The following is a 12,050-nucleotide window of genomic DNA, read 5'->3' on the forward strand; positions in this document are numbered from 1 at the left end:
GCGATCATGGGGCCGAACGGCTCCGGCAAATCGACGCTCTCGCACGTCATCGCCGGCAAGCCCGGCTATGAGGTCACGGGCGGACAGATCCTGTTCCGCGGCGAGGACCTCTTGGAGATGGCGCCGGACGAGCGCGCCGCCAAGGGCGTGTTTCTGGCGTTCCAGTATCCGGTCGAAATCCCCGGGGTCGCCACCATGAACTTCCTGCGCACCGCGCTGAATGCGCAGCGCAAGGCGCGCGGCGAGAGCGAATATTCGACGCCGGACTTCCTGAAGAAGGTCCGCGAGGTCGCAAAGTCGCTCAACATCCCGCAGGACATGCTCAAGCGCGGTGTCAATGTCGGCTTCTCCGGCGGCGAAAAGAAGCGCAACGAGATCCTGCAGATGGCGCTGTTCGAGCCGAGCCTCTGTATCCTCGATGAAATGGATTCCGGCCTCGACATCGACGCGCTGAGGATCGCGGCCGACGGCGTCAACGCGCTGCGCTCGCCCGAGCGTGCCATGGTCGTGATCACCCACTACCAGCGCCTGCTCAACTACATCGTGCCGGACTATGTGCACGTGATGGCGAAGGGGCGTGTCGTGAAGAGCGGCGACAAGCATCTCGCGCTGGAGCTCGAGGCCGCCGGCTACGCTCCGTTCGAGCACGCGGCCTAGAGAGCGCAAGGAGTTTTCGATGAACCTGGTTCTGTCAAAAACCGATCCCGGACGCGCGGTGGGCAATGTGTTCGTCAAGGCCAACGGACGGCTGCCCGGCGCAGGCTCTGTTGCCGACATCCGCGCGAGGGCATTCGACGCTTACAAGCGCGTCGGCTTACCGCACCGGCGGATCGAGGAATGGAGATACACCGACCTGCGCGCGCTAATGCGCCACGTCCTACCGCTCGCGCCGCAACCGGATGCGGCTGCGCTCGCGCGGGCAAGGGCTGCAGTCGCGCAAGCTGCCGTCGAGAAGGGAGCGATCGAGGGCGCAGCGAAGCTAGTGCTCGTCGATGGTTTGTTCGCGCCCAATCTCTCCGACATCGCCGAGTTGGGCCAGAGCGTCAACGTGCGCACGCTGCGCGAAGTTCTGGACGATCCAGCTAACGAGGGGAGAGGCGACCTGCTGCTGACCGCAACGACGGATGCGGTGATCTCGCTCAATGCCGCGATGGTGACCGACGGCGTGGTCATCACGGTCACCGACGGCACCGAGTTATCCCGACCGATTCAAATCGTCCATGTCGCAACCACCTCGTCGGCGTCAAGCTTCACTCGCTCGCATCTGAGGCTTGGCAAGGGCGCGCAGGCGGCCGTGGTCGAAAGCTTTGTGGCGGCCGAAGGCGCCCGCAACCATCAGGCCAATGATGCGGTGATCGTCTCGGTTGGTGAGGCGGCCAATCTTGCCCATCTGCACGTTCTAGCGGACGGGGCGGACGCCACCAACATTTCCTCCGGATTGTTCGCGCTCGGGGCGAGCGCGAAACTCAAATTGTTCAGCATGATCTGTGGTGGTGCTGTGAGCCGATACCAGGCATTCATCACATTGGCGGGCGAGGGCGCCGAGCTCTCCGTCAACGGCATCAACCTGCTGAGGGACAAACAGCATGGTGACACGACCTTGGTCGTCAACCACGCTGTGCCGCATTGCACGAGCCGGGCGAATTTCCGCGCGGCCGTCGACGACCGCGGCCACTCGGTATTCCAGGGCCGCATCATCGTGCGTCCTGATGCACAGAAGACGGACGGCAGGATGATGACGCGTGCGCTTTTGCTGTCCGACGAGGCTGAAGCCGACAACAAGCCGGAGCTGGAGATCTTTGCCGACGATGTCACCTGCGGCCATGGCGCGGCATCCGGCGCACTGGATGAGACTCTGCTGTTCTATCTACGCGCACGCGGCCTTTCCGGGAAGGAGGCACAGGCGCTCTTGGTCCAGGCTTTCCTCGGCGAAGCTATCGAGGAAATCGCCGACGGGAGGTTACGCGAATTCGTGATAGTACTGGCCGAGCGCTGGCTGGAGGCGAGGGGATGAGCGCGCATCCGGCGGTCGCCAACGGCGCTTACGATGTTGCGCGGGTGCGCGAGGACTTTCCGGCGCTGGCGCTGCAGGTCTATGGCAGCCGCAGGTCTATCTCGATAACGCCGCCTCGGCGCAGAAGCCAAAGGCGGTGCTCGATCGCATGATGCAGGCTTACACGTCCGAATATGCCAACGTGCATCGCGGTCTGCACTATCTGGCTAACGCCGCGACCGAGGCCTATGAGGGCGCCCGCACCAAAGTGGCGCAGTTCCTCAACGCGCGCCGCACCGAAGAGTTTGTCTTACTCGTAGCGCTACCGAGGCGATCAATCTGGTCGCCCAGACTTTCGGCCGCGAGCGCATCTCACCCGGGGATGAGATTGTTCTCTCGATCATGGAGCACCACGCCAACATCGTGCCCTGGCATTTTCTGAGGGAACGCCACGGCGTTGTCATCAAATGGACGCCAGTGGACGACGAGGGCAATTTTCTCCTCGAGGAGTTCGAGCGGCTTCTGACCGAGCGCACCAAAATGGTTGCGATCACACAGATGTCCAACGCGCTCGGCACTGTCCTGCCGGTGAAGGAGATCGTGAGGATCGCGCATGCGCGCGGCATCGAGGTGTTGGTCGACGGCTCGCAAGGCTGCGTCCATCTGGATGTTGATGTCCGCGACATTGATTGCGATTTTTACGTGATGACGGGCCACAAACTTTATGGGCCGACCGGTATCGGCGTGCTTTACGGCAAATATGCGCATCTGGCGTCGATGCCGCCGTTCAACGGTGGCGGCGAGATGATCCGCGAGGTCTCGCGTGACGGTGTCACATATGGTGATCCACCTCACCGGTTTGAGGCTGGAACTCCCCCGATCGTCGAGGCGATCGGTCTGGGCGCGGCTGTGGACTATATTAATTCAATAGGCAAGCCACAGATCCACAAGCACGAGAGCGCACTGCTTGCTTATGCGCAGGAGAAGCTGCGCGGCATCAATCCCTTACGCATTATTGGAACGGCGGCTGAGAAGGGCGCAATCATCTCCTTCGATATGAAAGTCGCGCATGCGCACGATTTTGCCACCGTCATCGATCGTGCAGGCGTGGCGGTGCGCGCCGGGACCCATTGCGCGATGCCGCTGCTCGAGCGTTTGGCGTGCCAGCAACGTGCCGCGCTTCGTTCGCCCTCTACAACACCTATGAAGAGATCGATGCGCTGGCGGGTGCCCTTGTCAAAGCGCAGGAGCTGTTCTCATGAGGGCAGGAACGGGCCCAGAACCATGAGGCGCGTTGTGTATACGCGAATTGCTAATGCTATGCGCGAACCTCATATCGCTGGACGTCTCCGCCGGAGAGTGCGTCCGCTCCTTGACGCTGATTAAGAACGACGCAGACAACCGCATACCGGGTAGCCGCTGGTCTATCCGGGCGACGCTGGGATGTGCGGCAGAGCTGGCGTTTTCTTCATGATCTCTACTACACCCGCTTGAGTTCATGGCGCACGCCGCCTTCGTCATCATTCGCGCTCACGAGCCGGTTCGTCTCGAGCACAGGGCGGGTCTCTCGGCAGAGTCGAGGATCAGGTTTAGTTGCGTCAACGCGTATCAGCTAGGGCAGCCTCGGCCTCGGCTGCACACGTAAGATCATGGAGCTAAAAATCGTTCGGCGCTGCGGCTTGAGATGCTCAGGCGCTCGAACACCCCCCGCGCGTCGGCCGCGACGATCTCCCTGGTTGGTCGACCCAATAGCAGGATGGCGGCGAGGCCACGCGCAAGGCACCATCGCGGGTGAGGTGTGCACCGGTCGGGCTTCGCGACGATCCGTGAGCCAGATTGGCTGCCGCGGCCTTGCAGCTGGGTCGCTTCGTTAGATAGCTTCCGGTAGTAGGCCCCGGCAAGTATCGCAATACTCTCGCGGGCTTGTGTGGAAAATCCGCGGGTGCAAAACCATGCGTGCCCGGCTTGTTTTGTTTCGAACAGGATCAAACGAGCAGGTCCGTGGACACGTTCGATGTCGGGTTTGCAACAACAGTCCGGTCAGCCGCGCGAGTGTGGCTATCTACTTCCAACTGCGTGGATTTTTGCGTTCACGCCGCGGCTGGCATGGTCGTTGCAAACTCTTGGTCGAGAGCCGTCATCGCAACAGGAAACCTTCTGAAGGATATCAGCATGAGTCTCGCCACGACCCAGAGCATCGCGGAAATCAAAGCCCGCAACAAAGAGCTGATTGAGGAGGTGCTGAAGATCTATCCGGAGAAGACTGCGAAACGGCGCGCCAAGCACCTCAATGTTCACGAGGCCGGCAAGTCGGACTGCGGAGTCAAGTCCAATCTCAAATCGATCCCAGGCGTGATGACGATCCGCGGTTGCGCCTACGCGGGTTCCAAGGGTGTGGTGTGGGGCCCGATCAAGGACATGATCCACATTAGCCACGGTCCGGTCGGCTGTGGACAGTACTCGTGGGGCTCGCGGCGTAACTATTACGTTGGCACGACAGGCATCGATAGTTTCGTGACCTTGCAATTCACCTCCGATTTCCAGGAAAAGGATATCGTGTTCGGCGGCGACAAGAAGCTCGTCAAAATCATTGACGAGATCCAGGAGCTGTTCCCGCTCAACAACGGCATCACCATCCAGTCGGAATGCCCGATCGGCCTGATCGGTGACGACATCGAGGCGGTCTCCAGGTCAAAGTCGAAGGAATATGGCGGCAAGACTATCGTGCCGGTCCGCTGCGAGGGCTTTCGCGGCGTGTCGCAGTCGCTCGGCCACCATATTGCCAACGACGCGGTGCGCGACTGGGTGTTCGACAAGGTCTCGCCCGAGGGCAAGCCGACGTTTGAGCCGACCCCCTACGATGTCGCGATCATCGGCGACTACAATATCGGCGGCGACGCCTGGTCATCCCGAATCCTGCTGGAGGAAATGGGCCTGCGCGTAATCGCGCAGTGGTCCGGCGACGGTTCTCTGGCCGAGCTCGAGGCAACGCCGAAGGCGAAGCTTAATGTGCTGCATTGCTACCGCTCGATGAACTACATCTCACGCCACATGGAGGAGAAGTTTGGGATTCCATGGTGCGAATACAACTTCTTCGGGCCCTCTAAGATCGTGGAGTCGCTGCGCAAGATCGCCGGCTTTTTCGACGACAAGATCAAGGAGGGTGCCGAGCGGGTGATTGCAAAATATCAGCCGCTGGTGGACGCGGTGGTCGCAAAATATCGCCCGCGCCTGGAAGGCAAGAGCGTGATGCTGTTCGTTGGCGGACTGCGTCCGCGCCACGTGATCGGCGCCTATGAAGATCTCGGCATGGAGGTCGTCGGCACCGGCTACGAGTTCGGCCACAATGACGACTACCAGCGCACCGCCCAGCACTACGTCAAGGATGGCACGTTGATCTACGACGACGTCACCGGCTACGAGTTCGAACGCTTCGTCGAGAAGGTCCAGCCTGACCTGGTCGGCTCGGGGATCAAGGAGAAATATGTCTTCCAGAAGATGGGCGTGCCGTTTCGCCAAATGCACTCCTGGGACTATTCGGGTCCGTATCATGGCTATGACGGATTTGCGATCTTCGCACGCGACATGGACATGGCCATCAACTCGCCGATCTGGAAGAGGACCAAGGCGCCCTGGAAGGGTGTCCAAAAGGCGAAACTGTTAGCTGCCGAATAACGCAAAGTGACCGGCTCTCAGCCTGAGGGCCGGAGCTGATATTGATGACGCTTTTTTGAAAGGATCCTACCTATGGCGCAGAGTGCAGAACACGTGCTCGATCACTTCGAGCTGTTCCGCGGACCGGAATACCAGCAGATGCTGGCCAATAAGAAGAAGATGTTCGAGAATCCCCGCGATCCCGCGGAGGTCGAACGCATCAGGGAATGGGCGAAGACGCCCGAATATCGCGAGAAAAATTTTGCGCGCGAAGCGCTGACGATAAACCCAGCCAAGGCCTGCCAGCCGCTCGGCGCGGTGTTCGCCTCCGTTGGCTTTGAGGGCACGCTGCCCTTCGTGCACGGCTCCCAGGGCTGCGTGGCCTATTACCGCAGCCATCTGTCGCGGCACTTCAAGGAACCAAGCTCCTGCGTCTCCTCGTCGATGACGGAGGACGCTGCCGTATTCGGCGGGCTGAACAACATGATTGATGGGCTCGCCAACAGTTACAATATGTACAAGCCCAAGATGATCGCGGTCTCCACGACCTGTATGGCGGAGGTGATCGGAGACGACCTTAACGCCTTCATCAAAACGTCCAAGGAAAAAGGCTCGGTTCCAGCGGATTTCGATGTGCCGTTCGCGCACACGCCAGCCTTCGTGGGCAGCCACGTCACCGGCTATGATAATGCGCTCAAGGGTATCCTGGAGCATTTCTGGGACGGCAAGGCCGGAACAACGCCGAAGCTTGAGCGGGTGCCCAACGAGAAGATCAACTTTATCGGCGGCTTTGACGGCTACACCGTCGGCAACATCCGTGAGATCAAGCGCATCTTTGAGTTGATGGCAATCCAGTACACCGTTCTCGCCGACAATTCCGATGTGTTTGATACACCAACCGACGGCGAGTTCCGGATGTATGACGGCGGCACCACGCTGGAAGACGCCGCGAAGGCGGTTCACGCTAAGGCAACGATCTCGATGCAGCAGTGGTGCACGGAAAAGACGCTGCCGTTCATCGCACATCATGGCCATGAGGTCGTAGCGTTCAATTATCCGGTCGGCGTCTCCGCAACGGATGAGTTCCTCGTGGCGCTGTCGCGCATCACTGGCAAGGATATCCCCGAGGAATTGGCGCGAGAGCGCGGTCGCTTGGTCGACGCGATGGCTGACTCCAGTGCGCACATCCATGGCAAGAAATTCGCAATCTATGGCGATCCAGACCTCTGCTACGGGTTGGCTGCCTTCCTGCTCGAGCTTGGCGCTGAGCCGATCCATGTGCTGTCGACGAACGGCAACAAGGATTGGGAGGCAAAAATGCAGACGTTGTTTGCGAGTTCGCCGTTTGGACAGAACTGCCACGCGTATCCGGGGCGAGACCTCTGGCATATGCGCTCGCTCTTGTTCACCGAGCCGGTCGACTTCCTGATTGGCAACACCTATGGCAAGTATCTAGAGCGCGACACCGGTGTGCCACTGATCCGCATCGGTTTTCCGATCTTTGATCGGCATCACCATCACCGCTCTCCGGTGTGGGGCTATCAGGGCGGCATGAACGTGCTCGTGAAGATTCTCGACAAGATCTTCGACGAGATCGACAAGAAGACCAACGTTCTCGGCGAAACCGACTATAGCTTCGACATCATTCGTTGATGACGAATGACGCGGGCGCCATCGCCGCCAAACATCGGCGATGGCCTAAGCGCAGATGGGCTGATCTTTGCGCACAAGCTCGGTTGAGAGGAGAGATGGATGAGTTCGCTATCGGCCAGGATCCAAGAGATCTTTAATGAGCCGGGCTGCGCCAAGAACGCCAACAAGTCGGTTGCCGAGCGCAAGAAGGGCTGCAACAAGCAGCTACAGCCGGGCGGCGCCGCAGGCGGCTGCGCCTTCGACGGTGCAAAGATCGCGCTGCAGCCTTTTACCGACGTCGCCCATCTGGTGCACGGTCCGATCGCCTGTGAGGGGAACTCCTGGGACAACCGCGGTGCGTCTTCCTCTGATGCCAGCATCTGGCGCACCGGCTTCACCACTGACATGCGCGAAACCGACATCGTATTTGGGGGCGAGAAGCGTCTCTACAAGGCAATCAAGGAGATCATCAACAAGTACGATCCGCCGGCCATCTTCGTTTATCAGACCTGCGTCCCCGCCATGATCGGCGACGACATCAATGCGGTCTGCAAGGCGGCTTCGCAAAAGCTCGGCAAACCGATCATTCCCGTAAATTCGCCGGGCTTCGTCGGCCCCAAGAACCTCGGCAATAAGCTCGCCGGCGAGGCCTTGCTCGAGCATGTCATCGGCACGCAAGAGCCGGACTACACCACGCCCTACGACATCAACCTGATCGGGGAATACAACCTGTCCGGCGAGCTCTGGCAGGTTAAGCCGCTGCTTGACGAGCTCGGCATCCGCATCCTCTCCTGCATCTCCGGCGATGGCAAATATCGCGAAGTTGCCTCTTCGCACCGGGCGCGCGCTGCCATGCTGGTATGTTCGAAGGCGATGATCAACGTTGCGCGCAAGATGGAGGAGCGCTACGGCATTCCGTTCTTCGAGGGATCGTTCTACGGCATCCAGGATTCCAGCGGTTCGCTGCGCGAGATCGCGCGGCTGTTGGTCGAACGCGGCGCGCCTTCCGAACTGATCGGGCGCACCGAGACGGTGATCGCGCGGGAGGAGGCGCGCGCCTGGGCCGCGATCGAGCCGTACAAGCCGCGCTTTGCCGGGAAGAGGGCGTTACTGATCACCGGCGGTGTCAAGTCCTGGTCCGTGGTGGCTGCGCTGCAGGAGGCGGGGCTCGAGCTGGTCGGCACCAGCGTCAAGAAATCCACCAAGCAGGACAAGGAGCGCATCAAGGAGCTGATGGGGCAGGATGCCCATATGATTGAGGACATGACGCCGCGCGAGATATACAAAATGCTGACCGACGCGAAAGCGGACATCATGCTCTCGGGTGGCAAATCGCAATTTGTTGCGCTCAAGGCAGCGATGCCCTGGCTCGACATTAACCAGGAGCGCTGCCACGCCTACATGGGCTATATCGGTATGGTGAAGCTGGTCGAGGAGATCGACAAGGCGCTGTTCAACCCGATTTGGGAGCAGCTGCGTCGACCGGTGCCGTGGGACAAGGTGGCCAAGAACCGGCAGACCGAGACGATCACGAAGATGCGTGGGCGGGCTGCCGAGATCGCCGCCGATCCGCAGACGATGCGGCGCGCGAAAAAGGTTTGCTTCTGTAAGGAAGTCGATCTCGGCACCATCGAGGATGCGATCCGCTCGCATGGCCTGACCAGCGTCGAGGCAGTCCGCCAGCACACCGACGCGTTCGGTGGCTGCTGCAAGAGGCGCATCGAGGACGTCCTAGCCACCATGCCGGTTTCCTCGCCGCCTGCCATGCTGCGGGCCGCGGAATAGGACAAGTCATGGCCATTGTTACCACGCCGACGAAGGCGTGCGCGGTCAACCCGCTCAAGATCAGTCAGCCGATCGGCGGCGCATTCGCCTTCATGGGCCTGCGTGGGGCGATGCCGCTTTTGCACGGCTCGCAAGGTTGCACGTCGTTTGGGCTCACGCTGTTCGTGCGGCATTTCAAGGAGGCGGTGCCGCTGCAGACGACTGCGATGAGCGAGGTGGCGACCGTGCTCGGCGGTTATGAAAATGTCGAGCAGGCTATCCTCAACATCTATAATCGCGCCAAGCCGGAGATCATCGGGATCTGCTCGACCGGGGTCACCGAAACCAATGGCGATGATGTCGACGCCTACATCAAATTGATCCGCGAGCAACATCCGCAGCTCGCCAATTTTCCTTTGATCTTTGTCTCGACGCCTGATTTCAAGGATGCCTTCCAGGACGGCTGGGAAAAGACGGTGGCACGCCTCGTCGAGGTGCTGACGGAGGCGCTGCCGGCCGAGGCAGAGCGTGATCCCGCGCGGGTGAATGTTCTCCCCGGATGTCATCTGACGCCGGGTGACCTCGACGAACTGAGAACCATCCTGGAGGATTTCGGTCTGAAGCCATCCTTCCTGCCTGATCTTGCGGGATCGCTGGACGGGCATATCCCGGACGAATTTACGCCGACGAGCATTGGCGGCATCGGGGTTGACGAAGTCGCGAGCATGGGCCGGTCCAGCTGGACCATTGCGATTGGTGCGCAGATGCGACGGGCGGCAGAAGCCATGCAGGCCAAGACCGGGGTGCCGTTTCGCCTGTTCGAGCGGCTCTGCGGCCTCACCCCCAACGATGAATTCATTGCTTTCCTGAGCGAGATCAGCGGCCGCCCTGTGCCAGCAAAATATCGCCGCCAGCGCGGGCAGCTGGCAGACGCGATGCTGGACGCGCATTTCCATATCGGCGGCCGCAAGCTTGCGATAGGTGCCGAGCCAGACCTCTTGTTCGACCTATCCAGCATGCTGCACGAGATGGGTGCGCAGGTCACCGCGGCCGTGACAACCACGCAGTCCCCGGTGCTGGAGCGGATCGAGACCAAGGAGGTGCTCATCGGCGATCTTGAGGATCTGGAAGAGCTTGCTAGGACGAGGGGGTGCGATCTGCTGATTACGCATTCGCATGGCCGCCAAGCGGCGGCGCGGCTGAAGATTCCATTTTACCGCGCGGGATTTCCGATGTTCGATCGGATCGGCGCGGGACACCAGCTATCCGTCGGCTATCGCGGCACGCGCGATCTGATCTTCAAAATCGCCAATCTCGTGATCGCCGACCGCGAGGAAAATCACCGGCCGACGCCCGACAGCTGGCGTAGCTGGAGTCAGCCCTTTAGGCCGGGCGGCCTCAGCGTCATCGAGGCAGCAGAGAGGTCGATTGCATGAAGGTCGCATTCGCTACCCAGGACTTGAGGCGCGTCGATGCGCATTTTGGCTGGGCCAAGAACATCGCCATCTATGATGTTGGGCCGGGCGGGCACGTATTCCTGAAGGCGGTCCAGTTCGACGGCGATTTCAAGGAGGACGGCAACGAGGACAAGCTCGCGCCCAAGATCGAGGCGATCAAGGATTGCGCCATCCTCTATGTCGCTGCTATCGGCGGCTCCGGTGCCGCCCGCGTGGTGGCCAACAATATACATCCCATTAAGGTGGGTCAGCCCGAGAACATCCTCGCCCTCGTCGAGAAGCTCGAGCGAGTGCTCAAGGGTACGCCGCCGCCCTGGCTGCGCAAGGCGCTGGCAAAAGACCAGCAGCGCACGCTCGATTTCGAAGAATGAGGACGGCCATGACTGCAGCTGCAGATATCGTGCAACCAGAGAACACGCTCGATGCGCCATTCGTGAGAGAACTGGTTAAGAGTTGGCGCGCCCAGGACATTTATGGCGCCTGGGACGGCAAGAGCGATCTCGATCTGCTCGAACCGTATATTCTGGATAAGGAAAAGCGGCGCGCGCTGCCGATCGTTGGCGATCCAGATCCGGATGTGGTTTGGCGGCTGGAGCTGTTCTTCAATGCGGTCGCGCTCTCGATCGAGAAAGCGACGGGTGTGATGATCCATGCGATGCTAAAGATGCACCATGAAGGCTTTGGTCGCATGGTGTTGATCGGCGGCCGTCTGATCGTGGTGAACAAGCGCCTGCGCGATGTGCATCGCTTCGGCTTCGACAATCTCGCAAAGCTCGCCGCCGAGGGTGACAAATACGTCAAAGGCGGCATCAAGATGATCCGGAAATTTCCCGACGTGGCGAACTATTGAGGGCAGCTCATGAGCGATCTTGAAATCGTAAAAGCAGAAATGAAAAAGCTATCGGCCAAGGCGACGCAGGCCAAGATGGATCTGCACGACCTCTCGGAGGAATTGCCCGTCAACTGGACCTCGATCATGGCGGTGGCGCAGAAGGCGCACGATGCCTTTGCCGAACTCGAGCGCAAGCGCGAGGACCTCAAGGCCCTGGAAAGGGCCTAGTAGCAGTCTGCTGAAGAACCCCCTGGCCACGGAGGGAGCTTGATGATTCACTTTTATCATCTCGAACCGGCGGAGACGATCATGCGGGGCAGGTTTACGGATCAAAGCGGCCTCTTTTCGTACATCGCGCCGGATAAGCGTGTGCCAGCGAACCATCCGCTGCGGAAGGTCCGGGAACTTGTCCGGGATGTATTGAGTGATTTGAACCGCAGCCTTGGGAGGCTCTATCCCAACGAGGGACGTCCTTCGATCCCTCCAGAGCGATTGCTGAGCGCCTTGCTGCTGCAAGTGTGCATCCGCTCGGAACGCCAGTTGATGGAGCAACTGGACTACAATCTTTTGTATCGCTGGTTCGTGGGACTGTCGCCGGACGATCCAGTCTGGGACCCGACCACCTTCACCAAGAACCGGGAGCGGCTGCAGAACGGCGATGTGTTCACGAAGTTCATGACCAAGCTTCTGAACCATTCTCAGGTCAAATCGCTATTGT

At 60.2% G+C, this 12,050-nt stretch carries 10 protein-coding genes and 1 pseudogene; all 11 read left to right on the forward strand.

The window, feature by feature from the left end; genetic code table 11:
* Nucleotides 1-657 (forward strand): Fe-S cluster assembly ATPase SufC (gene sufC / locus AC5ZGW_RS43530; RefSeq protein ID WP_496114115.1); only part of this gene is annotated, 657 nt, incomplete at its 5' end.
* Nucleotides 658-676: 19 nt separating this feature from the next.
* Complete coding sequence (gene sufD, locus AC5ZGW_RS43535; protein ID WP_028169396.1) at nt 677-2,014, forward strand: Fe-S cluster assembly protein SufD; 1,338 nt, start codon at nt 677-679, stop codon at nt 2,012-2,014.
* A pseudogene (locus tag AC5ZGW_RS43540) lies at nt 2,011-3,255 on the forward strand (cysteine desulfurase). Before sufD ends, AC5ZGW_RS43540 begins: the two are co-directional and overlap by 4 nt.
* A 910-nt stretch (nt 3,256-4,165) precedes the next feature.
* Nucleotides 4,166-5,668 carry a nitrogenase molybdenum-iron protein alpha chain gene (nifD, locus tag AC5ZGW_RS43545; RefSeq protein ID WP_130229805.1) on the forward strand — a complete coding sequence of 501 codons (1,503 nt, stop codon included), beginning with the start codon at nt 4,166-4,168 and terminating at the stop codon, nt 5,666-5,668.
* Nucleotides 5,669-5,740: 72 nt separating this feature from the next.
* Complete coding sequence (nifK, locus tag AC5ZGW_RS43550) at nt 5,741-7,300, forward strand: nitrogenase molybdenum-iron protein subunit beta (RefSeq protein ID WP_028169138.1); 1,560 nt, start codon at nt 5,741-5,743, stop codon at nt 7,298-7,300.
* Nucleotides 7,301-7,399: 99 nt separating this feature from the next.
* On the forward strand, nt 7,400-9,064 hold the full coding sequence (gene nifE, locus AC5ZGW_RS43555) for a nitrogenase iron-molybdenum cofactor biosynthesis protein NifE (RefSeq protein ID WP_130229806.1): 1,665 nt from the start codon (nt 7,400-7,402) through the stop codon (nt 9,062-9,064).
* Nucleotides 9,065-9,072: 8 nt separating this feature from the next.
* Nucleotides 9,073-10,479, forward strand: a complete 1,407-nt coding sequence (nifN, locus tag AC5ZGW_RS43560) for a nitrogenase iron-molybdenum cofactor biosynthesis protein NifN (RefSeq protein ID WP_028169136.1) — start codon at nt 9,073-9,075, stop codon at nt 10,477-10,479.
* Complete coding sequence (nifX, locus tag AC5ZGW_RS43565) at nt 10,476-10,871, forward strand: nitrogen fixation protein NifX (protein WP_130229807.1); 396 nt, start codon at nt 10,476-10,478, stop codon at nt 10,869-10,871. Before nifN ends, nifX begins: the two co-directional genes overlap by 4 nt.
* An 8-nt stretch (nt 10,872-10,879) precedes the next feature.
* Complete coding sequence (locus AC5ZGW_RS43570; RefSeq protein ID WP_028169134.1) at nt 10,880-11,350, forward strand: NifX-associated nitrogen fixation protein; 471 nt, start codon at nt 10,880-10,882, stop codon at nt 11,348-11,350.
* 9 nt (nt 11,351-11,359) lie between these two features.
* Entirely contained in the window at nt 11,360-11,560 is a 201-nt protein-coding gene (locus AC5ZGW_RS43575; protein WP_028169133.1) for a CCE_0567 family metalloprotein, read from the forward strand.
* Between the two features lie 81 nt (nt 11,561-11,641).
* Nucleotides 11,642-12,050, forward strand: a 409-nt coding sequence (locus AC5ZGW_RS43580; protein ID WP_496114116.1) for a transposase, incomplete at its 3' end; no start/stop codon positions are given.

This window comes from Bradyrhizobium sp. Crot121, assembly GCF_059512385.1.

Excerpts from the sequence above, each read along its gene's own strand:
- sufD (WP_028169396.1), top strand. The coding sequence starts at position 677 with ATGAACCTGGTTCTGTCAAAAACCGATCCCGGACGCGCGGTGGGCAAT.
- nifK (WP_028169138.1), top strand. The coding sequence starts at position 5,741 with ATGGCGCAGAGTGCAGAACACGTGCTCGATCACTTCGAGCTGTTCCGC.
- AC5ZGW_RS43575 (WP_028169133.1), top strand. The coding sequence starts at position 11,360 with ATGAGCGATCTTGAAATCGTAAAAGCAGAAATGAAAAAGCTATCGGCC.
- nifE (WP_130229806.1), top strand. The coding sequence starts at position 7,400 with ATGAGTTCGCTATCGGCCAGGATCCAAGAGATCTTTAATGAGCCGGGC.
- nifD (WP_130229805.1), top strand. The coding sequence starts at position 4,166 with ATGAGTCTCGCCACGACCCAGAGCATCGCGGAAATCAAAGCCCGCAAC.
- nifN (WP_028169136.1), top strand. The coding sequence starts at position 9,073 with ATGGCCATTGTTACCACGCCGACGAAGGCGTGCGCGGTCAACCCGCTC.
- nifX (WP_130229807.1), top strand. The coding sequence starts at position 10,476 with ATGAAGGTCGCATTCGCTACCCAGGACTTGAGGCGCGTCGATGCGCAT.
- AC5ZGW_RS43570 (WP_028169134.1), top strand. The coding sequence starts at position 10,880 with ATGACTGCAGCTGCAGATATCGTGCAACCAGAGAACACGCTCGATGCG.